20 protein-coding genes are annotated in these 21,778 nt (G+C 66.3%); 17 read left to right on the top strand and 3 right to left on the bottom strand.

Annotated elements, in window-relative coordinates:
• Positions 1-139 precede the first annotated feature (139 nt).
• Entirely contained in the window at positions 140-1,135 is a 996-nt protein-coding gene (locus ACFJGT_RS00295) for a Bug family tripartite tricarboxylate transporter substrate binding protein (protein ID WP_377844650.1), read from the bottom strand.
• A 70-nt stretch (positions 1,136-1,205) separates the two neighbouring features.
• Positions 1,206-2,240, bottom strand: a complete 1,035-nt coding sequence (locus ACFJGT_RS00290; RefSeq protein WP_377844648.1) for a 4-hydroxythreonine-4-phosphate dehydrogenase PdxA — start codon at positions 2,238-2,240, stop codon at positions 1,206-1,208.
• A gap of 150 nt (positions 2,241-2,390) precedes the next feature.
• Between ACFJGT_RS00290 and ACFJGT_RS00285 the strand changes: the two genes are divergently transcribed.
• From ACFJGT_RS00285 to ACFJGT_RS00240, 10 genes are all read left to right on the top strand, one after another.
• Positions 2,391-3,797, top strand: a complete 1,407-nt coding sequence (locus ACFJGT_RS00285) for a flagellar biosynthesis protein FlgA (protein ID WP_377844646.1) — start codon at positions 2,391-2,393, stop codon at positions 3,795-3,797.
• 52 nt (positions 3,798-3,849) lie between these two features.
• A complete protein-coding gene (locus ACFJGT_RS00280) occupies positions 3,850-4,515 on the top strand; it encodes a GntR family transcriptional regulator (RefSeq protein ID WP_377844644.1) in 666 nt (221 codons plus the stop codon).
• 282 nt (positions 4,516-4,797) lie between these two features.
• Positions 4,798-6,390, top strand: a complete 1,593-nt coding sequence (locus ACFJGT_RS00275) for an ABC transporter substrate-binding protein (RefSeq protein WP_377844641.1) — start codon at positions 4,798-4,800, stop codon at positions 6,388-6,390.
• Between the two features lie 150 nt (positions 6,391-6,540).
• Positions 6,541-8,157 carry an ABC transporter substrate-binding protein gene (locus ACFJGT_RS00270; protein ID WP_377844638.1) on the top strand — a complete coding sequence of 539 codons (1,617 nt, stop codon included), beginning with the start codon at positions 6,541-6,543 and terminating at the stop codon, positions 8,155-8,157.
• A gap of 97 nt (positions 8,158-8,254) precedes the next feature.
• Complete coding sequence (locus ACFJGT_RS00265; protein WP_377844635.1) at positions 8,255-9,079, top strand: M55 family metallopeptidase; 825 nt, start codon at positions 8,255-8,257, stop codon at positions 9,077-9,079.
• Between the two features lie 62 nt (positions 9,080-9,141).
• Positions 9,142-10,152: an ABC transporter permease subunit gene (locus ACFJGT_RS00260; RefSeq protein WP_377844632.1), complete on the top strand. Its 1,011-nt coding sequence runs from the start codon at positions 9,142-9,144 to the stop codon at positions 10,150-10,152.
• Between the two features lie 40 nt (positions 10,153-10,192).
• Positions 10,193-11,101, top strand: coding sequence for an ABC transporter permease subunit (locus ACFJGT_RS00255; RefSeq protein ID WP_377844630.1), 909 nt, complete (start codon positions 10,193-10,195; stop codon positions 11,099-11,101).
• A gap of 4 nt (positions 11,102-11,105) precedes the next feature.
• Positions 11,106-12,128, top strand: a complete 1,023-nt coding sequence (locus ACFJGT_RS00250; protein ID WP_377844628.1) for an ABC transporter ATP-binding protein — start codon at positions 11,106-11,108, stop codon at positions 12,126-12,128.
• Positions 12,125-13,105, top strand: a complete 981-nt coding sequence (locus ACFJGT_RS00245) for a peptide ABC transporter ATP-binding protein (protein ID WP_377844626.1) — start codon at positions 12,125-12,127, stop codon at positions 13,103-13,105. Before ACFJGT_RS00250 ends, ACFJGT_RS00245 begins: the two co-directional genes overlap by 4 nt.
• A 251-nt stretch (positions 13,106-13,356) precedes the next feature.
• The gene (locus ACFJGT_RS00240) at positions 13,357-13,755 is read left to right on the top strand and encodes a helix-turn-helix domain-containing protein (protein WP_377844623.1); all 399 of its coding nucleotides are present in this window, start codon (positions 13,357-13,359) and stop codon (positions 13,753-13,755) included.
• A 248-nt stretch (positions 13,756-14,003) separates the two neighbouring features.
• On the opposite strand, the gene ACFJGT_RS00235 is transcribed toward ACFJGT_RS00240, so the two are convergent.
• Positions 14,004-14,759 (bottom strand): glycerophosphodiester phosphodiesterase family protein, encoded by a 756-nt coding sequence (locus tag ACFJGT_RS00235; protein WP_377844621.1) that lies wholly within the window; start codon positions 14,757-14,759, stop codon positions 14,004-14,006.
• Positions 14,760-14,880: 121 nt separating this feature from the next.
• Between ACFJGT_RS00235 and ACFJGT_RS00230 the strand changes: the two genes are divergently transcribed.
• From ACFJGT_RS00230 to ACFJGT_RS00200, 7 genes are read left to right on the top strand one after another with little or no spacing between them, the layout of a single operon-like run.
• A complete protein-coding gene (locus tag ACFJGT_RS00230; RefSeq protein WP_377844619.1) occupies positions 14,881-15,720 on the top strand; it encodes a MurR/RpiR family transcriptional regulator in 840 nt (279 codons plus the stop codon).
• Positions 15,721-15,778: 58 nt separating this feature from the next.
• The gene (locus ACFJGT_RS00225; RefSeq protein ID WP_377844617.1) at positions 15,779-17,386 is read left to right on the top strand and encodes an ABC transporter substrate-binding protein; all 1,608 of its coding nucleotides are present in this window, start codon (positions 15,779-15,781) and stop codon (positions 17,384-17,386) included.
• On the top strand, positions 17,383-18,246 hold the full coding sequence (locus tag ACFJGT_RS00220) for an ATP-binding cassette domain-containing protein (protein WP_377844614.1): 864 nt from the start codon (positions 17,383-17,385) through the stop codon (positions 18,244-18,246). The genes ACFJGT_RS00225 and ACFJGT_RS00220 overlap by 4 nt, the downstream gene beginning before the upstream one ends.
• Positions 18,243-19,235 (top strand): ABC transporter ATP-binding protein, encoded by a 993-nt coding sequence (locus tag ACFJGT_RS00215; protein WP_377844612.1) that lies wholly within the window; start codon positions 18,243-18,245, stop codon positions 19,233-19,235. The genes ACFJGT_RS00220 and ACFJGT_RS00215 overlap by 4 nt, the downstream gene beginning before the upstream one ends.
• Complete coding sequence (locus ACFJGT_RS00210) at positions 19,232-19,957, top strand: glycerophosphodiester phosphodiesterase (RefSeq protein WP_377844610.1); 726 nt, start codon at positions 19,232-19,234, stop codon at positions 19,955-19,957. Before ACFJGT_RS00215 ends, ACFJGT_RS00210 begins: the two co-directional genes overlap by 4 nt.
• Positions 19,957-20,889: an ABC transporter permease gene (locus ACFJGT_RS00205; protein WP_377844608.1), complete on the top strand. Its 933-nt coding sequence runs from the start codon at positions 19,957-19,959 to the stop codon at positions 20,887-20,889. The genes ACFJGT_RS00210 and ACFJGT_RS00205 overlap by 1 nt, the downstream gene beginning before the upstream one ends.
• Position 20,890: 1 nt before the next feature.
• Entirely contained in the window at positions 20,891-21,772 is an 882-nt protein-coding gene (locus ACFJGT_RS00200) for an ABC transporter permease (protein WP_377844606.1), read from the top strand.
• Positions 21,773-21,778 lie beyond the last annotated feature (6 nt).

The raw sequence follows: 21,778 nt of genomic DNA, 5'->3' as shown, positions 1-21,778 counted from the left end.
CTGGTCATCCCGGACGGAGCGAAGCGCAGATCCGGGATCCATGCCTGAGCGGACCGAATGAAGGTTCCGGCCTGGATCCCGGGTCAAGCCCGGGATGACCGCGCGATTCCGGGGAAGATCGGCTCGCGCCGATCCCAGCTTACTTCGCGACCCAGCCTTCGTTCTCGAAGACCTTCTTGTTCGCCGCTTCGTCCTTGGCGACGAAATCGGCGAGCTCCGCGCCCTTCATGAACTTGGCGGTCTGGGCGGTGCGCGTCACGAATTCCTGCCATTCCGGGGTCTTGGAGACCTTCTCCAGCAGGCCGGCATAATAGGTCACGGCATCAGCCGGGACGTCGGCCGGCAGCCAGACGGTGCGCGGCATCTGGAAGGTCTCCAGCGGCAGGCCCGCTTCCTTGCAGGTCGGGATATCGCCCCAGCCCTTGCCCTCGAAGACCGGCTCGCCCTTGGCGAGGCGCACCGGCGAGAAGACGCAGAGCGGCTTCACCTGTCCGGCCTTCCACTGGCCGATATTCTCGTTGGGATTGTTGGTGTTGGAGTCGATATGACCACCGGCGAGCTGCACGGCCGCGGCGCTGCCGCCCTGGAACGGCACATAGATCCACTTCACGCCGGTGGCGTCCTGGATCATCGAGGTCAGGGTCTGGTCGGTGTCCTTGGACTGGCTGCCGCCCATCTTGAAGCCCATGGGCTTGGCCTTGACCGCCTCGATATAGGCCTTGGCGTCGGCATAGGGGGCATCGCCCTTGACCCAGAGCAGGAACTCGTCGAGCGCCAGTGCCGCGACCGGCGTCAGGTCGGAAACCTTGTAGCCGAGCTTGGCGACGTAAGGCAGCAGATAGGCGTTATTGGTGCCGAAAATGACGCGGTTCGGATCGCCCTTGGCGCCCTTGCCATAGACATAGCCCTCGGCGCCCGAGCCGCCACCCTTGTTCACGACCACGATCGGCTGCTCGGTGAACTTGTGCTTGGTGATGATCGACTGGATGATGCGGGCGAAATTGTCGGTGCCGCCGCCGGCGCCGGAAGTCACGACGAACTCGATCGGCTTGGTCGGCTCCCAGGCCTGCGCGGCGCCGATGCCGCCGAGCGTGAGCGCGCCGGCGAATACAGCCGAGATGGCGATGGTCTTCATGGTTTCTCTCCCTGGGTTTTGATTGTGCGAGGCCGCTCTTGCCGGCGGCTTTGTCGAAACGCTTGGAAAATCAGGCTGCTGCGCGCGCCCTCGCCTTTCCGTCCTGGGCCATCTTGATGGCGAGCGCGAGCGCGGCCCGGGTCGCGCCGAGATTGGCGATGCCTTGGCCTGCGATCTCATAGGCCGTGCCATGGGCCGGCGTGCAGATCGGGAAGGGGAAGCCGCCGATCAGGGTGACGCCGCGGTCGAAGCCGATCAGCTTCATCGCGATCTGGCCCTGGTCGTGATACATCGTCAGCACGGCGTCGAAATCGCCGTTCTTGGCGCGTAGGAAGACGGTATCGGACGGGAACGGCCCCTCGACCGTGAAGCCCTTGGCCTTGGCCGCCTTCACCGCCGGCTCGATCGTCTCGATCTCGTCGCGGCCGAAATTGCCGCCGTCACCGGCATGGGGATTGATGCCGGCGACCGCGATGCGCGGCGGGTTGAAGCCGGCGGCGCGCAGATTGGCATCGGCCAGCGTCAGCGCCCGCAGGATGCGCTCCTGCGTGATGTTCTGCGCGACCTCGGACAGCGGGATATGCGAGGTGACGCGGGCGTTCCAGAGCTTGTCGAGGATGTTGAACTCGCTCGCGGCGCCCTCGAAACCGATGGCATCGCGCACAAAGCGGATCTCGTCGTCATAGCCGGGATAGGCGAAGCGCATCGCCGCCTTGTTGAAGGGCGTGAAGAACACCGCATCGGCCTGGCCTGAGGCTGCGAATTGCAGCGCGCGGCGGAAATTCTCGGTCGCGGCCTTGCCGCCGGCCAGGGTCGCGGTGCCGCGCTTGAGATCGGCTGGGTCGTGATTGGCGAGATCGACGAAGACGGGCTTGTCGCCGAGCGGCAGCGCGTCGCCATCCCTGACGACCTGAACCTGCGGATCGGCGCCGCCGTCCTTGATGCCGAGATCGAGCAGACGCTTGTCGCCGAAGACCACATAGCGCGCGGAGCCGCGCAGATCGGCTTCCGACAGGATGCGGGCGGTCAGTTCGGGGCTGATGCCGGAGGGATCGCCCATCGCCACGGCGATCACCGGCAAGGCGTCATTCGTCCGCTCATTCATGGCCGCCACTCCGCTGCCTATCCGTTCTTCTGGCTCCGTTGGCTAACACAGGGAGCTCGCTCGCTCAAGTATGCTGTATGCAGCATATTAAAACCGATGTAGTCATTCGGCAGGCGCAAGCTGCGGATTTGCCGCGCCGAAGGAGGGCCGATGAATTTTCATGCGCATTACGCCGGCATCACCGAACCCGTCGACACCTGCCTCGTCGGCAGCGGCAGCTTCGGGCGCAGCTATCTCGCGCAGTCGCGCCGGACGCGGCTGGTCAATGCGCGCATCGCGGTGGACGTGACCGCCGAAGCGGCGGGAAAGGCTTTCGCTGCGGCCGGCTTCGCGCCTGCCGAAATCGCGTTATGCACGACCGGTGCCGAGGCGAAGGCTGCCTGGAATGCCGGGCGCTGCGTCGCTGCGGCGAGCCTCGACACCGTCATGGAGCTGCCTTTCGCGCTTCTCGTCGAGGCGACCGGCAGCCCGGAAGCGGCGACGCGGCACAGCCTCGCCGCGATCGATGCCGGCCGCCATGTCGCGCTGGTCTCGAAGGAGGCCGACAGCGTCGTCGGGCCGGGACTGGCGCGGCTCGCCCGAGACAAGGGCGTCGTGGTAACCCCGGTCGATGGCGACCAGCCGAGCCTGCTGATCGCGCTGGCGAGCTGGGCCGAGGTGATCGGCCTCGAGATCATCGCCGCCGGCAAGTCGAGCGAATACGATTTCGTTCTCGATGCGGCGACCGGCAATGTCACCTGCAACGGCGTGACCCGCTCGCTGCCGGCGCTGCGCGAGCACTGGCTGCCGGGCTCGCGTTCCATCGTCGCCACCGCAGCGGAGCGCGCACGCATCCTTGGTGAGGCCTTCCCGCTGCGCGCCGTGCCCGATCTCTGCGAGATGACGCTCGTCGCCAATGCGCTCGGCTTCTCGGCCGATGCTGCCGGCTTCCATGCGCCGCCGGCCCGCGTGCCGGAGCTGGCCGACCTCTTCTCCGAGCACCGCGAAGGCGGATTGATGGGCGGCACGCGCCGGATCGACGTGTTCCACCATCTGCGGCTCGCCGAGGAAGCGAGCTTCGCGGGCGGCGTCTTCATCGTCGTACGCTGCGACAATGACGAGACCTGGGAGATGCTCGCCGGCAAGGGCCATGTCGTCAGCCGCAGCGGCAAGACCGCCGCGCTTTACCTGCCGCGCCACCTGCTGGGGGTGGAGGTCGTGACCTCCATCCTCGATGCCGCCGGCCTCGGCCGCTCGGGCTATGGCGACGATTATCGGCCAAGGCAGGATCTCGTCGCGGTGGCGCAGCACGACCTCGCGGCCGGAACGATCCTGACGATGGGCGGGCACCATCACAGCATCGACGGCGTCGGTGCCGAGGTGAGGCCTGCGGCAGCGCTCGCGAACGACCGCCCTGCCCCGTTCTATCTCGCGGCCGACCGGACGCTCGTCCGCCCGGTCAAGGCCGGCGAGGCTATCCGTCTCGGCGACGTCGCGATCCCCGCGGATTCCGGGCTGCTGGCGATGCGCCGACGGCAGGATGTGCTCTTCTTCGCAGAGAACGGCGCGCCGGTTTGACAGCGCGGAAGCCGCATGCCGTAACGGAGAGGCCGGAAACACGGGAGCAACGATGAGCGAGACGGCGGCCGACTACACCCCGATCACGCGCCGCACCCTTCATGACGAGGTGCTGGAGCGCGTGCGCGACATGATCATCGAGGGGCGGCTGGAACCCGGCCAGCGCATCAACGAGGGTCAGGTCGGCGCCCAGCTCGGCGTTTCGCGGACGCCGCTGCGCGAGGCGATCAAGACGCTCGCCAGCGAGGGGCTGGTCGAGATCCTGCCGGCCAAGGGCGCGATCGTCCGCAAGTTCTCGGCCCGCGACCTCGCCGATATCCTGGAGGTCATCAAGAGCCTGGAGCAGCTCGGCGGGCGGATCGCCTGCGCGGAGGCCAGCGACGCCACGATCGAGGCGATCCACACGCTGCACCGCGACATGCTCGCCCTCTACGCGACGCGCGACCGGCTCGACTATTTCAAGCTGAACCAAGCGATCCACAGCGCCATCGTCGCCGCATCCGGCAATGCGGTGCTGGCCGAGATGCACACAACCCTGCAATCGCGGATCAAGCGCCTGCGCTTCGTCGGCAACGAAGGCCCGGAAAAATGGGCCGGAGCGGTCGCCGAACACGAGGACATGATGGCGGCCCTGCTGAGGCGCGATGGCGAGGCTCTCGCCGAGGCGATCGGCCGCCATATGGATACGACACTGGTCAGGGTGCGCGAAGTTCTCTGAGGGCGGGCGCCGCGCAACGCGCCCGCCTGCCGCCCATAGACTTTCGAATAACCTCCCAGTGGCAGGGCGAGCCTCCGCTGCTCCAGCCGGAATCCGTTCCCGCACAATCGTTTACCCTGCCCTCGGAGCCGGCCGGCGAGCCCTCCGAGACGGCTATCCGCGCCCCCGTTCTTTCAATAAGCTGTAGACAAGGCGGCCCGGGGACTTTCGCCCCAGGAGCTTCCGATACAACGGGGCCGTTCACCGCCCGGGTAGGGCGGAGAGGCGTTCAAGGAGACATCCATGAAGACAATTCTGTTGGCGACGCTGTCGGCCTCCGCGCTGATGGCGGCGCAGCCGCTGATGGCCAAGACCCTGGTGTATTGCTCCGAGGGCAGCCCCGAGAACTTCGCGCCGAGCGTCAACACCACCGGCACGTCCTTCGATGCGAACACCCAGATCTATGACACGATCGTGCAGTTCGAGCGGGGCGGCACCAAGGTCCAGCCGGCGCTCGCCGAGAAATGGGACATCTCGCCGGATGGTCTGACCTACACGTTCCACCTGCGCAAGAACGTCAAGTGGCAGTCCAACAAGACCTTCAAGCCGACGCGCAACTTCAATGCCGACGACATCATCTTCATGATCGAGCGGCAGTGGAAGGAAGATCACCCGTTCTTCAAGGTGACCAGCTCGAACCACTCCTATTTCAACGATATGGGCATGCCCAAGCTGTTGAAATCGGTCGAGAAGGTCGATGACTATACGGTCAAGTTCACGTTGAACCATCCGGAGGCGCCGTTCCTCGCCGACCTCGCCATGCAATATGCCAGCGTGCAGTCGAAGGAATATGCCGACGCCATGCTGAAGGCGGGCACGCCGGATAAGCTCGACCAGGACCCGATCGGCACCGGCCCCTTCTATCTGGTGCAATACCAGAAGGACGCGATCATCCGCTACAAGGCCAATCCCGACTATTGGGCCGGCAAGGCCAAGATCGACGACCTGATCTTCGCGATCACGCCGGACGCCTCGGTGCGCTGGGCCAAGCTCCAGAAGGGCGAATGCCATGTCATGCCCTATCCGAACCCGGCCGATCTCGACGCGATCAAGAAGGACGCCAATGTCCAGATCCTGGAGCAGCCCGGCCTGAACATCGGCTATCTCGCCTACAACACCACCAAGAAGCCCTTCGACGACGTCAAGGTCCGCCACGCGTTCAATATGGCGATCAACAAGAAGGCGATCATCGACGCAGTCTATCTTTCGACCGGCGTCGCCGCGACGAACCCGATCCCGCCCTCGATGTGGTCCTACAATGCCTCGGTCAAGGACGATCCCTATGATCCGGAGGCGGCCAAGAAGCTCCTGGCCGAAGCCGGACACCCCAACGGCTTCGAGACAGATCTCTGGGCCATGCCGGTGCAGCGCCCCTATAACCCCAACGCCAAGCGCATCGCCGAATTGATGCAGGCGGATCTCGCCAAGGTCGGCATCAAGGCCGAGATCAAGACCTTCGAATGGGGCGAATACAGGAAGCGCCTGCAAGCGGGCGAGCACCAGACAGGCATGTTCGGCTGGACGGGCGACAACGGCGACCCGGACAATTTCCTGGATACGCTACTCGGATGCGCCGCCGCGGCGCCGGGGGGCGGCAACGTCGCCAAATGGTGCAACCAAGAATACCAGGCGCTCGTCACGAAGGCGAAGACGATCAGCGACCAGGCCGAACGCACGAAACTCTACGAGCAGGCGCAAGTGGTCTTCAAGCGTGAGGCCCCCTGGTTCACCATCGCCCATGCGGTCCAGCTGAAGCCGGTCCGCAAGGAAGTGAAGGACTACAAGCTCTCGCCGTTCGGCCGCCACACCTTCTACGGCGTCGACATCGGCAAGTGAGCCGAATGGCCAGCCGCGCCACGCCCTGGCGCGGCTGATGCATGCCAGATGACGCGGCCCCGGCGGGGCCGCGTTCCGAGAGGCGGAGACGATGGGGCACGACGCCCCGCGCCCGATCCGCCTCCCCTGCCTCTGCCGAAAGAACCGCCCATGTCCGTTCGCGCCCGCTCCCTTGCCCTGACGCTGGGGCTCAGCGCCCTCATGCTGCCCGCGCTCGCCAGCGCCCAGGCGCTCGTCGTCTGCTCCGAAGCCAGTCCCGATTACCTGAACCCGCAGTTCAGCGGCCAGAACACCGCCTATGATGTCGCCGCGCAGGTCTATGAGCGGCTGACGGCAACGGAACGCGGGGGATCGCAGATCATCCCGAGTCTCGCCGAGTCCTGGACGACCTCCGACGACGGGCTGACCTATACGTTCAAGCTGCGCAAGGGCGTGAAATGGCACGCCAGCAAGGCGTTTACCCCAACACGGGACTTCAACGCCGACGACGTGATCTTTTCGTTCGGGCGCATGTTCGACGAGAGCAACCCCTTCCACAAGGTCGGCAGCGGCAATTTCAGCTTCTTCGCGGAGATCGTGAAGCCGAGCTTCAAGGCGCTCGAGAAGGTCGATGACTACACGGTCAAGCTGACCCTGACCAAGCCGAATTCGCCGCTGCTCTCGGCGCTCTCGGTCGAGCCGATGTCGATCCTTTCGGCTGAATATGCAGCGGCGATGCTGAAGGCCGGCACGCCCGAACAGATCGATTTCCTGCCGATCGGCACCGGGCCGTTCTCGCTGCTCTCCTACCAGAAGGACGCGGTGATCCGCTTCAAGGCGGTGCCGGACCACTGGACCAAGGCGGTGGGCAACCGCGACCGCATGGCGCTCGTCAACGACCTGATCTTCGTGATCACGCCGGACGCCTCGGTGCGCTTCGCCAAGGTGCGCTCCGGCGAATGCCAGATCGCGCGCTATCCCAATCCCGGCGACCTGCCGGCGATGAAAGCGGAAGCCTCGATCAACCTGCTGCAGGGCAGCATCGCCGATCAGAGCTTCCTCGCCTTCAACCAGCAGAAGAAGCCCTTCGGCGACAAGCGGGTGCGCGAGGCGCTGGCCTATGCGACCAATATCCCGGCGATCATCGACGCGGTCTATCAGGGCACCGGCAAGATCGCCGCGGCGGCGGTGCCGCCCTCGCTCTGGTCGCATGACGCGGACCTGAAGCCGCGCCCCTACGACCCCGAGAAGGCCAAGGCGCTGCTCAAGGAAGCCGGCCTGGAGAACGGCTTCGAGACGACGCTCTGGGCGATTCCCGTCGTGCGCGCCTATATGCCGAACGGCCGGCGCGCGGCCGAGCTGATCCAGGCCGACTGGGCCAAGATCGGCGTCAAGGCGACGATCCAGAGCTTCGAATGGGGCGAATATCTCAAGCGCGGCCGGGCCGGCGACCATGAGGTCGGCATGTTCGGCTATACCTGGGATTATCCCGATCCGAGCCAGATCCTACTTTCGGGCTGGACCTGCGAGGGCGTGAAGAGCGGCGCCAACCGCGCGCGCTGGTGCAACCAGGAAGCCTCGGACGCGCTGGCCAAGGCCAGCACGATCACCGACCAGGGCGAGCGGGCCAAGCTCTACAAGCGCTTCCAGGAGCTGTTCCACCAGGATGTCGCCGGCCTGCTCTTCGCCAATGCACAGGCCTTCACGCCGGCGCGCAAGGAAGTGAAGGACTACAAGATTCACTTCTTCGGCGGGCAGCCCTTCTACGGCGTCTCCGTCGCCAAGTAATCCTCCCGCGCTCTCGCCGCGGCAGCTCCCCGCTGCCGCGGCCGATTTTCTGCGCGGTCATGCGGGCCGTGCAGCGCCTTCCCGGAGCTTCCTCGCCATGCGCATCTACATTTCCGCCGATATCGAAGGCATCGCCGGTGTCGTCACCCGCGACCAGACCCTCGTGGAGGGTTTCGAATACCAGGCCGCCCGCGTCTGGATGACCGACAGCGTCACCGCCGCTGCGCAGGCCGCCTATGACAGCGGCGCCAGCGAGGTCGTGATCGCCGACAGTCACGGCCGGGGGCAGAACCTGCTGCTAGAGCGGCTGCCGCGCGACGTGCAGCTCGTTCGGGCCCATCCGCGGCCGCTCTCGATGATGCAGGGCGTCGAGGCCGGCGCCTATGACGGCGCGCTCTTCATCGGCTACCACACGGGATCGACCAATCCCGAAGGCGTGCTGGCCCATACCTTCCGCGGCGCCACGCTGCGCGAGGTCAGGGTCAACGGCACCGCCGTGCCCGAGGCCGGCATCAATGCCGCCATCGCCGGGCATTTCGACGTGCCCGTCCTGCTCGTCAGCGGCGACGACGCCACCATCGCCGAGACCCAGGGCTTCCTGCCCGATATCGAGGGCGTGACGGTGAAATGGGCGCATAGCCGCCAGTCGGCCCGCACCCTCATGCCGGAAGCCTCCTATGAGCTGATCGCGGATGGCGTGAAGCGCGCGATCGCGCGGCGGGCCTCGATCAAGCCCTATCGCATCGCCGGGCCGATCACGCTGGAAGTCAGCTTCCTCTTCCGCCAGCCGGTCGAGTATCTGGTCATGCTGAAGCTCGTGGAGCGGGTGGATAGCTTCACGATCCGCTATGTGGCGGACGATATTCTTGATCTCCAGCGCTTTTTGGTGTTTGCGCTGGGCTACAGCTCGACATTGCAATAAATCCAAACGACCTGCCGGCGTGAAACGATCCTTTCGCGCCGGCCAAAAACATCGGCAGAACCATGCTGCGCTTCATCTTCACCCGGCTGAGCCTGGTCATCCCGACCTTCATCGGCATCACGCTGCTGGCCTTCTTCCTCGTCCGTCTCGTCCCCGGCGACCCGATCGAGACCATGGCCGGCGAACGCGGCATCGACGCCGCCCGCCATGCCCAGCTCCTGACCGAGTACGGCCTCGACCGGCCGCTGCTCGTCCAGTACGGCAAGTATATCGAGCGCGTCGTGCAGGGCGATCTCGGCAAGTCGATCGTCACCCGCGAGAATGTCCTGTCCGAATTCGGTCAGCTCTTTCCGGCGACGATCGAGCTCGCGATCTGCGCCATCCTGCTCGCGCTGATCATCGGGCTTCCGGCCGGCATCATCGCGGCGGTGAAGCGAAACTCGATCTTCGACCATGGCGTGATGGGCATCTCGCTCACCGGCTATTCGATGCCGATCTTCTGGTGGGGCCTGCTGCTGATCCTGCTGTTCTCGGTCCAGCTCGGCATCACGCCGGTCTCGGGCCGCATCGCGGTGCAGTACTTCATCGAACCGGTGACGGGCTTCCTGACCATCGACAGCCTGCTCGCCGGCGATATCGATGCCTTCTGGTCGGCCCTCTCGCATCTCGTCCTGCCGGCGATCGTGCTCGGCACCGTGCCATTGGCCGTCATCGCGCGCATGACCCGCTCGGCGATGCTGGAGGTTCTGGGCGAGGACTATATCCGCACGGCGCGGGCCAAGGGCATGGCCCCGCTTCGGGTGGTCGCGCTGCACGCGCTGCGCAATGCGCTGATCCCGATCGTTACCGTCATCGGCCTGCAGGTCGGCGCGCTCTTCACCGGCGCGATCCTGACCGAGACGATCTTCTCCTGGCCCGGCGTCGGCAAATGGCTGATCGAGGCGATCAGCCGGCGCGATTATCCGGTCCTCCAGGGCGGCACGCTGCTGCTCGGCGTCGTCGTGATGAGCGTCAACCTCTTCGTCGACCTGCTCTACGGCCTGATCAACCCGCGCATCAGGCACGCCCGATGAACCGTCATTTCACCCTTCGCTCCCATCGGAGCCTCGCAGCATGAGCCTAGAGACCCTCAAAACCCCGGCCGCCGTGCCGAACGTCGCGCCGCCCCATCCGCTGCGCGAATTCTGGACCTATTTCAGCGCCAATCGCGGCGCCGTCGCCGGCCTCATCGTCATCGTGCTGGTGCTGCTCTGCGCCCTGTTCGCGCCGTTGATCGCGCCGCATGAGCCGAACCTGACCAACAACGCGGTCTTCCTGAAGCCGCCGTTCTGGCAGGAGGGCGGCTCGCTCTCCTATCCGCTCGGCACCGACGCGATCGGCCGCGACATCCTCTCGCGCCTGCTCTACGGCGCGCGGCTCTCGCTGGTGATCGGTATCGCGGTCGTGGCGCTCGCCATCGTCGTCGGCATCGTGCTCGGCCTCATCGCCGGCTATTTCAAGGGCATCGCCGATATCGCGATCATGCGGTTGATGGACATCCTGATGACCATGCCGAGCCTGCTGCTCGCCATCGTCATCGTCGCGATCCTCGGCCCCGGCCTGATGAATGCGATGCTTGCTGTGGCCATCGTCGTGCTGCCACACTATGTCCGCATCACCCGTGCCGCCGTCATCGCCGAGGCCAGCAAGGACTATGTCGTCGCTGCGCAGGTCTCGGGCGCGCAGACCGTCCGGCTGATGTTCTCCGAGATCTTGCCGAACTGTGCCGCGCCGCTCATCGTGCAGGCGACGCTCGGCGTCTCCACCGCGATCCTCGACGCTGCGGCGCTCGGCTTCCTCGGTCTCGGCGCCCAGCCGCCGACCCCGGAATGGGGCACGATGCTCGCCGACGCCCGCGAATTCGTACTGCGCGCCTGGTGGGTCGTCACCTTCCCGGGCCTCGCCATCCTCATCACCGTGCTCGCCTTCAACCTTCTCGGTGACGGCCTGCGCGATGCGCTCGACCCCAAGCTGAAGCGCTGACCCCATGCCCCTGCTCGAAATCGAAAACCTCAGCGTCGAATTCCCGACCTCCCAGGGAACGCTGCGCGCCGTCGACCGCATCGACCTCACCCTCGAGGAGGGCGAGGTGCTCGGCGTCGTCGGCGAATCCGGCTCCGGCAAGAGCGTGACCATGCTCGCGCTGATGGGCCTCGTCGGCTATCCCGGCCGCGTCCGCGCCGACAAGCTGCGCTTCGACGGCCGCGATCTCCTGACCCTCTCCGCCCGCGAGCGCCGCCAGCTCACCGGCAAGGACGTGGCGATGATCTTCCAGGAGCCGAGCACCAGCCTGAACCCCTGCTTCACCATCGGCTTCCAGCTCGCCGAGACGCTCAGGAAGCACGAGGGCATGGACGGCAAGGCGGCGAAGCGCCGCTCGATCGAATTGCTCGAACAGGTCGGCATCCCCGCGCCGGAAAGCCGCCTCAAGGCTTATCCCCACCAGATGTCCGGCGGCATGAACCAGCGCGTGATGATCGCGATGGCGATCGCCTGCAATCCGCGCCTGCTGATCGCCGACGAGCCGACGACCGCACTCGACGTCACCATCCAGGCGCAGATCCTCGACCTGCTGATGTCGCTCCAGCGCGAGCGCAACATGGCGCTCGTGCTGATCACCCACAACATGGGCGTCGTCGCCGAGACGGCGCAGCGCATCATGGTGATGTATGCCGGGCAGATCATGGAGGAGCGCAAGGTCGACGCGCTCTTCGCCAACCCGCAGCATCCCTATTCCGCCGCCCTGCTCGCCGCCCTGCCGGAGCGCAGCGAGCATGCGACTAGGCTCGCCACCATTCCCGGCATGGTGCCGGGCCTGAACGACCGGCCGAAGGGCTGCCTGTTCTCGCCGCGCTGCGCCTATGCGACCGATCACTCGCGCTTGATCCAGCCGGAGCTCCGCAACTGGGCGGATGGACGCGTGCGCTGCCACTATCCGCTCGGCGATCCCCAGCGCGACGCCGATCGCGCCCGCGACGAAGCCGGCCAGGCGCAGGAGGCCGCGCGATGAGCAATCCCGTGATCGAAGCGCGCGAGCTGACGCAGATCTATCCGGTCAAGCAAGGGCTCTTCAAGGCGCCGGCGCAGTTGCAGGCTGTGAACAAGGTCTCCTTCGCGGTCGAGGCGGGGCGCACGCTCGCCGTCGTCGGCGAGTCCGGCTGCGGAAAATCGACCCTGGCGCGTATGGCGACGCTGATCGAGACACCGACTTCGGGCGCGCTGACGCTCGACGGGCTGGACGCGATCAACCCGCCGGCCGACAAGCGCCGGCATCTGCGCCGCACCGTGCAGTTCGTGTTCCAGAACCCCTATGGCTCGCTCAACCCGCGCAAGAAGATCGGGACGATCCTGGAGGAGCCGCTCAAGATCAACACGGACCTCTCCGCCACTGAGCGCACCGAGAAGGCGCGCGCGATGATGGCCAAGGTGGGCCTGCGCCCCGAGCACTATGCCCGCTATCCGCATATGTTCTCGGGCGGCCAGCGCCAGCGCATCGCGATCGCCCGCGCGCTGATCCTTTCGCCCAAGGTCGTGGTCGCGGACGAGCCGGTCTCGGCATTGGACATCTCGATCCAGGCGCAGGTGCTGAACCTGCTCGCCGATCTCCAGGACGAGCTGAAGCTCGCCTATCTCTTCATCTCGCATGATCTCAGCGTCGTCCGGCACATCGCCCATGACGTGATGGTGATGTATCTCGGCAATGCCATCGAGCACGGGCCGAAGGAGCGCATCTACGCGCGCCCGCTGCATCCCTATACGCAGGCGCTGCTCGCCTCGACGCCACGCGTCGATGCCGGCAAGCGCGAGCGCATCATCCTGCGCGGCGAATTGCCCTCCCCGCTCAACCCGCCGAAGGGCTGCGTGTTCTCGACGCGCTGCCCGCATGTCACCGATCGCTGCCGGGCGGAGCGCCCGGACAAGCGCGAGATCGACGGCCGCCAGGTCGCCTGCCACTACGCCGAGGATTTTCTCGCCAAAGCGGCGTGATCCCGCGCGGACGGCTGCAAGCGGATCGCGTCGGCACGCCTCGTGCCGGCGCGGCCCGCCGGGCTTGCACCGCATCCCTGCTGCCGTTGAGTTCGCTCTCTCTGGCGACGGTGTTTTCGCGTTTCCCGCGGGCTGATTTGCTCTGCCGCAATGCGCGCTGAGAATTCTCGCATATTTGTCGAGAAAAACTGGACGAAATCGTGATTGCGGAGTCAGATTGCGTATCCGGTTCGATGCGACTGGAGGGCGGAATGCGCACGGAAGCTGAAACGATCAACCGCCATATCGGAGGTCGTCTGCGGATCCTCCGCAAGAAGCGCGGCCTGAGCCAGGCCGATCTTGGCGCCGTCCTCGACGTCTCATTCCAGCAGTTGGGCAATTACGAGAAGGGCAAGGACCGGTTGAGTGCAGGCGCTCTCTTCCTGCTGGCGCGCTTCCTGAACACAAGCCCCGCCAGTTTCTTCGAAGGACTGATTCCGGCGGAGGCTGGATTCGCCGAGGATGCCGCGACCTACGCACAGGCAACCGAAAGGCCACCCCAATCCGACAAGCTCGATGCTGCATTCGGACGGATTCGCTCACAGCGCGACCGCGCCTTGGCTGTGGCGATCGTGGAGACGATCGCGGGCCGCGATGACGGAGCCGCCTGACCGCGAATATCCCCGGCCGTTCGGACGGCTCTCAGCGCAGCTTCATCGTCGCGCGCGCCGTACCTCACTTCCGTCCTCGAAGCGTCATGAGAAGCAATCCAGGGCGACCGGCTGAACCGTTCAGCCCAGCCTCCTGGATTGCTTCATCGTCCGCTCCGCGCAATGGCGGCTTGCGTGGAGGGCCGATCTCACGCCGAAACCGAGGCCCCAGACCGGGGCGCTCGCATGTCGGCCGGGCGCAGCGAATGCTAGCCGCGTCCCTCGTTCAACTTGCTGCGCACTGAGATGGCGATATCCGGCCGGTCGGTCGTGAAGGCGCTGACGCCATCGGCGAAAGCCTTCCGGATCGCCGGCTCGTCATGGGCGCCGTAATAGCCCAGCGTCACCGCCTCGCTGTGGCAGGTCTCGCGATCGCCATCCCGTGCCTGTGCGATACGGATCGCGATCTCCGACACGCCCGCCGCGGCAGCCTGGCGGCAGAGATCACGCAGATCCCGCGCCGGCCCTGCCAGCAGCTTGTCGGCGATCAGCCAGATCGTCGGCGTTGCCGGGGCGAGGCGCAGGAGGCCCACCAGCGTCGGCAGATCGAAGGAGGTGAAGGTCGTCCGCCCGAGCAGGCCCCGCTCCTGCAACCGGGCCACGACCTGCGCCTCGATCCCCGGGTAGCGCGCGCCGCCCTGCCGCGTCTTGAGTTCGATGCGCAGCCTGATGCCGCTGGGTTCGAGGATATCCAGGACCTCGTCGAAACTCGGGATCGTCTCGCCATCCGTTCCGATCAACTCCACAGCCGTGAGCGCGGCCCAGTCCATATCGCCGACCGCGCCTTCGCCTGACGCGGTCCGGCCAAGCAGCGGATCGTGATGCACCACCAGAATGCCGTCGCGGCTGCGGTGGATATCGAACTCGATGAAATCCACCGGCAAGACAGCGGAATTGCGGAAAGCGAGGCGGCTGTTCTCGGGCCAGATTCTGGCGCCGCCGCGATGTGAGGCGATGTCCGTCATATCTCTGTAACCATGAGGGGAGATGACTGCTTATGCAACATAAGTTGCTGACAGACCAATTTGCAATTTAACTTGCAAGTCGCTTCAGAGCTCCATTACCCTGCCTGACATGGGAGAGACGATGAACCTGACGGAGATCATCGCGGCGCGGCAGGACGAGCTGACCGAGTCGGATCGCCGGCTGGTCGAGGTTCTCCTGGCCAATCGCACGGCGGGCAGCTTCCTGCCGTCGCACAAGGTCGCCGAGCAGGCCGGCGTCCACGCCTCGACCGCCGGCCGCCTCGCCCGCAAGCTCGGCTTCGCCTCCTATCGCGAGATGCGCGGTGCCTTGCAGGATACCATTGTCGCCGACCTCGACGCCTCGGTCCGGGTGCAGCGCCGGCTCGACCGGGTTCGCGGCGAATCCCTGCTCGGCTCGGTCGTTGAGGGGGAAATCCGGGCGCTCGGCGCCCTGATGAGCCAAATCTCGGATACCGAGATCGTCGCCGCAGCCGGAATGCTGCGGCAGGCCGGGCGCATTCTCGTCGCCGGCGAGGGCCATGCCAGCAGCCTCGCCGAATTGTTCGTGCGGCGCCTCGTCCGCTCAGGCTATCGTGCGACGGTCGTCGCCCATGCCGACTGGCAGGCGGCCGACCAGTTGCTCGGCCTTGCCGCCGGCGATGTCGTCATCGCCCTGATCTTCCGGCATGAGAGCCCGGCGATGACGCGCCTCATAGCCTGCGCGCGGGAGATCGGCGCCAAGACCCTGCTGATCACCGACCGCCGCACCGGCGTGCCGGCCTGCGACCTCCAGCTCGTCGCCGCCCGCGGCGAGCAGGGCGAATTCCATTCGCTGACCGTGCCCATGGCGATCTGCAACACGCTGATCCTGGAATTGTCACGCACCGATGAAGGCCGCTCGCTGGACACGCTGGCGAAGGTCGAGAGCCTGCAACGCCTGTTTCGCGGCAAGCCCGGCTAGGGCCGCCGCAGCCATTCCGCCCGTTCACCGACACAGCCCCTGTTCTCAGGAGAATGCGATGAAGATGTCACCGATCAGCAAGGCCATCCCGGGGATCATGCTCGGCGCAGGCCTCGCAGCAGCAGCCGGCTCGGGCGCCATCGCGCAGGAGCGGCCCGCCGTCACGGTCGCCGTCAACGAGCTCGCGCGCTCGCTCGACCCCGGCGAGCACACCGGCAATGTCGACACCCGGATCTACTACTCGATCTTCGACACGCTGATCCGGCGCGACTTCGCCAAGCCGAAGGCCGATGGCGGCGCCAATCTGGTGCCCGGCCTCGCCGAAAGCTGGTCCTGGACGACCCCGACCACCTTCGACCTGAAGCTGCGCCGCGGCGTCGCCTGCCATGACGGCAGCCCGTTCGACGCCAACGACGTGCTGGCGACCTTCTCGCCCGACCGGCTCTGGGGGCCGAAGGCCTATTACCCGGAAGGCCGCATCTATTTCGGCAATTTCACCCAAGTCGAGAAGCTCGACGACTTCACCGTGCGGATTACGACGGCGCAGCATGACCCGATCATGGAGCATCGCCTGTCGAGCTACATGTCCTTCGTGCTCTGCGACGAGCCCTGGAACGCGTTCCGCAAGGAGGGCGTCGATTCCAAGGTCTGGATGGACCAGGCCGCCAAGGCGCTCCGCTGGAAGCCGGTCGGCACCGGCCCCTACAGCTTCGTCGACTACCAGAAGAACGACAGGATCACGCTCGCGGCCTTCGACCGCTATTTCGGCGGAGCGCCGGCAGCCAAATCCATAACCTTCCGCTCGGTCCCCGAGGTCGCGGCCCGCGTCGCCGGCCTCGTTGCGGGCGATTTCGACATCGCCGTCGAATTGCCGCCCGACCAGTGGGATGGCCTCAAGCGCTACAAGGACGTCTCGGTGAAGACCGAGCCGCTGGAGAACAGCCATGTGCTCCAGTTCAACACCAATGACCCCGTGCTCGCCGACAAGAAGCTGCGCCATGCGATGAGTCTGTCGATCGACCGCAAGGCGCTGATCGACGCGCTCTGGAAGGGCCAGACCTATACGCCGAACGGCCACCAGCTCCCGAGCTTCGGGCCGATCTATGTCAAGGAGAACAAGGGCTACGCCTATGATCCGGCGCTCGCCAAGAAGCTGCTCGCGGAAAGCAGCTACAAGGGCCAGGAAATCTCCTACCGGCTGATCCCGAACTACTACCTCTACAATGTCGAGGCGGCGCAGGTGATCCAGGAGATGTGGCGCGCTGTCGGCATCAACGCGCGCATCGACTTCGTCGACAGCTTCAAGGAGGTGCGCAAGCCGGGCGCCCAGGTCTTCGCCTGGTCGAACACCTATCGCGTGCCCGATCCCTCCGGCGCGATCCTGACCCTTTGGGGGCCCGACAGCGAGAACCAGAAGACCTGGAAGCTCTATGGCGCGAGCCCGGCCTTCAACGATGCCGCCAAGGAACTGACGGCCGAGACAGACGAGGCCAAGCGCCGCGCCGCCTTCGCCAGGCTGCTCACGGCCTTCGAGGACGATATGCCGATGACGATGCTCTACAACCCCGTCACCGGCTATGGCGTCAAGAAGGGCATCGAGTGGACGCCCTACAGCCAGTATTACATGGACTTCCGCCCCTCGAACTTCTCGCTGGCCGCGAAGTGACGGGCGGCGCGCGCAGGAGCGGCACCGACGGGGGCAGCGAGCCGCTGCTCTCCGTCGAGGGCCTGACCGTCGGCTTCCGCACCGCGAAGGGTTATGCCGATATCCTGCACGCGGTCTCTTTCACTGTCCGGCCGGGCACGACGACCTGCATCGTGGGCGAGAGCGGCAGCGGCAAGAGCGTTTCCTGCCAGGCGGTGCTCGGCCTGCTGCCCGGGAACGGGCGCCGGACGGCGGGGCGCATCCTCTTCGAGGGGCGCGACCTCGCCGCCGCCAGCGAGGCCCAACTCGAGAAAGTTCGCGGCCGCGGCATCGGCATGGTGTTCCAGGACCCGCTCGGGTCGCTCAACCCGCTGCACACGGTCGGGACGCAATTGCGCGAGACCTTGCGGCTGCACACCGCGCTTTCCGAGCCACAGCGTCAGGCTCGCGCGCTGGAGCTCTTGCGTTTGGTCGGCATCCCCGAGCCGGAGCAGCGCCTCGCTTCTTACGTCCACCAGTTCTCCGGCGGCATGGCCCAGCGCGTCATGATCGCGATGGCACTCGCCTGCGAGCCGCGCCTGCTGATCGCCGACGAGCCGACGACGGCCCTCGACGTCACCATCCAGGCGCAGATCCTTGATCTCCTGAACAAGCTCAAGGCAGAGCTCGGCATGGCGATCCTGTTCGTCACCCATGACCTCGGCGTCGTCGCCGAGATGGCTGATGATGTCGTGGTGATGCGTCATGGCCGCGTGGTCGAAGCCGGTCCGGCCGAACGGCTGCTGAACACGCCCGAAGCGCCCTATACGCGCGAGCTCCTCGCCGCGATGCCGCGCCTCGACGTCGCCGCGCCGATTTATCGCGAACGGGCCGCATCATGAGCGCCGCGACCGAACCCCTGCTGCGCGTCTCCGGTTTGCGCCGTCATTTCGGCGGCGGCCGTTCCTTCCTGCGGACGCAGCGGACGATCCGCGCCGTCGAGGATGTCTCGTTGACGCTGCGGATCGGCGAGACGCTCGGGCTCGTCGGCGAATCCGGCTGCGGCAAGTCCACTACCGGCCGCATGATCGTCGGGCTCGAACGACCGAGCGGCGGCGAAATCCTGTTCAAGGGCCGCGACCTCACGAGCCTGACGCCGCAAGACTGGCAGCGGCAGCGCCGCGACATCCAGATGATCTTCCAGAACCCGCAATCGGCGCTCGATCCGCGCTTGAGCATCGGCCGACAGATCCGTGAGCCGCTCGACCTGCACGAGATCGGCGAGCGCAACGGGCGCGACGCGGAAACCCTGCGCCTGATGCAGGCCGTGGCCTTGGCGCCGGAGATGGCCGACCGCTTTCCGCACCAGATCAGCGGCGGGCAGGCGCAGCGCGTGGTGATCGCGCGGGCACTGGCGATGAAGCCGAGCCTGATCGTCTGCGACGAGCCGGTCTCGGCGCTCGACGTCTCCGTGCAGGCGACGGTGACTGAACTGCTGCAGGAACTGCAGGAGCGCTTCGACATCGCCTATCTCTTCATCTCGCACGACCTGCGCGTGGTGAAGAAGCTCTCGCACCGGATCGCCGTGATGTATCTCGGCCAGATCGTCGAGGAAGGCCCGACAGACCCGGTCTACCGCGCGCCGATGCACCCCTACACGATGGCGCTGCTCGCCGCGATTCCGGACCTTTCCACCTCGCGCACCGCCCGGCCCGTGCGGCTTGCAGGCGATCCGCCCTCGCCGGCCAACCCGCCGGCCGGCTGCCATTTCCACACGCGCTGTCCCTATGCCCGCCCGCGCTGCTCGGCCGAGATGCCGGTTCTGCGCCCGCTCGGCGACGGCCGCAGCGTCCGCTGTCATTTTGCTGGTGAACTGGGAGTTGCGTCATGACCCGGCCGCTCGTCATCGCCCATCGCGGCCACTCGGCGCGCTATCCCGAGAACACGCTGGAGGCCTATCGCGCCGCGATCGCGTCCGGCGCCGATCTCGTCGAGACCGATGCGCGGCTCAGCGCCGATGGCGTGGTGATCGCCTCGCATGATCCCGATCTCGTCCGCGTCGCCGGCCGCAACGCCGCGATCGCGGAGACGCCTCATGAAGACCTCAAGGCCATCGCCCGCTCCGGCAGCGTGCAGCTCGCAACGCTGGCCGAGGCGCTCGCCGCGATCTGCCCGCATCGTCAGGCGCTGATCGACATCAAGACCAAAGATCTCGCCATCATCGACGCGGTGCTCGCGGTGATCCGGGAACTCGGCGTCGTCGATCGCGTCTGGGTCGGCGCGCGCGAAGTCCTTCAGGTCGCGCATGCGACGCTGACGATCCCCGGCCTGCGCGTCCTCGCCTTCCTGCCCGACAATGCCAATCCGGATCACTATGCCGCCGCCGGCGCGAGCGCCTTCCGCATCTGGGAAGGCGCGCTCGATGGCCCGGTCGCGGCCAAGCTGTGCGGGCGCCTGCCGGTCTGGGTCACGGCCGGCGGCAAAGGCACCGGCCGCATCGTCGGCGATGTCGATGGCGACGGCCTTAGCGCTATCCTCGCACATGCACCGCAAGCCGTTCTTCTCAACGATCCCGACCTGCTGACCGGCTTCCAAAGCCGCAAGGCCTCGTGATGCCCGGCAGGCTCTTCCTGACGAAGCTCGCGCGCGGTCTCCTGACCGTCTGGCTGATCGTGACGCTGACCTTCGTCGCGCTCAACCTCTCCGGCGACCCGATCGAGGCGCTGGTCGGCGACCAGGCTCCCGCCGAGGTCATAGCGCATTACCGCGAGAAATTCGGGCTCGACCGGCCGCTCTGGCAGCAATACGTCTCCTATGTCGCGGGGATCGCACAGGGCGATTTCGGCTTGTCGCTCTCGGACCAGCGGCCGGCGATCGAGCTGATCGCCGCGGCGCTGCCGCGCACGCTTCGGCTTGGACTGACGGCCTTCGTGCTCGGCCTATTGCTCGGCGTCGGGCTCGGCATCGTCGCCGCGCTCAACCGAAACCGGCCGATCGACCGCTTCGTCATGAGCTTCGCGGTGCTCGGCTTCAGCCTGCCGAACTTCTTCCTCGGCATCCTGCTGATTCTGCTGTTTTCGTTGCACTGGCGCCTGCTGCCGAGTTCGGGCGACGCGACGATCTGGCACCTGATCCTGCCAGCGATCACGCTGGGCACGCATTTCGCCGGCACCTTCGCCCGCTTCACCCGCTCGGCCATGCTGGAGGTGCTGAACAAGCAATATGTCGTCGCGGCCCGGGCCAAGGGCGTGCCGCGTCCGCGCCGCGTGCTCTGGCACGCCCTGCCCAATGCCGCGATCCCGATCATCACCATCATCGGCCTCAAGCTCGGCGATCTCGTCGCCGGCTCGATCATCGTCGAGACGGTGTTCGCGGTGCCCGGCGTCGGACGTCTGCTGGTCAATGCGGTGACCTCGCGCGATTTCGCGCTGGTGCAGGCGATCCTGATCATGACCTCGATCACGATGGTGCTGGCCAATCTCGCCGTCGATGCGATCTACGCCATGATCGACCCGCGCATGCGCGCCGCCCGCTCGGAGAGTTGAGATGGCGCTCATGACCCTGTTCCGTCGGAAGGACGATGCACCAGTGCGGGCCGAGGCGCGCTACCCCGCCCTCGTCGTCATGGCGCTAATCCTGCTCGGCCTGATCCTCGTGATCTTCCTCTTCGCCGACTGGCTGGCGCCGTACGACTACCGCACGCAATCGCTGCTGAAGCGCCTGAAGCCACCGAGCTTCCTCGGCGGGTTGCCAGAGCACCTGCTCGGCACCGACGAGCTCGGGCGCGACGTCCTCAGCCGCCTGATCTATGCGATCCGCTTCAGCGTGCTCGTCGCGCTCGGCGGCACGCTGATCGGCGCCTTCATCGGCACCACGCTCGGCTTCATCGCCGCGCATTTCCGTGGCCTCGCCGAGGAAGCGATCATGATGCTCGCCGATGTGCAGGCCTCGCTGCCCTTCATGATGATCGCGCTGGCGCTGATCGCCCTGTTCGGCGGCGGCTTCTTCCTCTTCGTCGCGATCATGGGCTTCTACGGCTGGGAGGTCTTCGCGCGATTGACCCGCGGCGTCGTCATCGCCGCGAATACGCAGGGCTATGCGACGGCCGTGACCGCGCTTGGCGCGCCCGCCCGCCATGTCTATCTCCGGCATGTCCTGCCGAACATCCTGAGCGTGCTGATCGTCCAGTTCACGCTGAATTTTCCGCAGGTGATCCTGCTGGAGACTTCGCTGAGCTTCCTCGGCCTCGGCATCCGCCCGCCCCTGACCAGCCTCGGCCAGATGCTGGGCGCGGGCCGCGCCTACCTGACCAGCGCATGGTGGATCGCGGTGCTGCCGGGACTGGCGATCTTCCTGACGACGATGTCGATCTCGATCGTCGGCGACTGGATCAGGGACAGGCTCGACCCGACGCTGCAAACGCGCTGACCGGCC

This window comes from Allobosea sp. UC22_33 (assembly GCF_042700715.1).
Taxonomy (GTDB): Bacteria; Pseudomonadota; Alphaproteobacteria; order Rhizobiales; family Beijerinckiaceae; genus Allobosea.
Note: the sequence above shows the minus strand (reverse complement) of the source record. Positions and strands in the feature narration are given on the sequence as shown.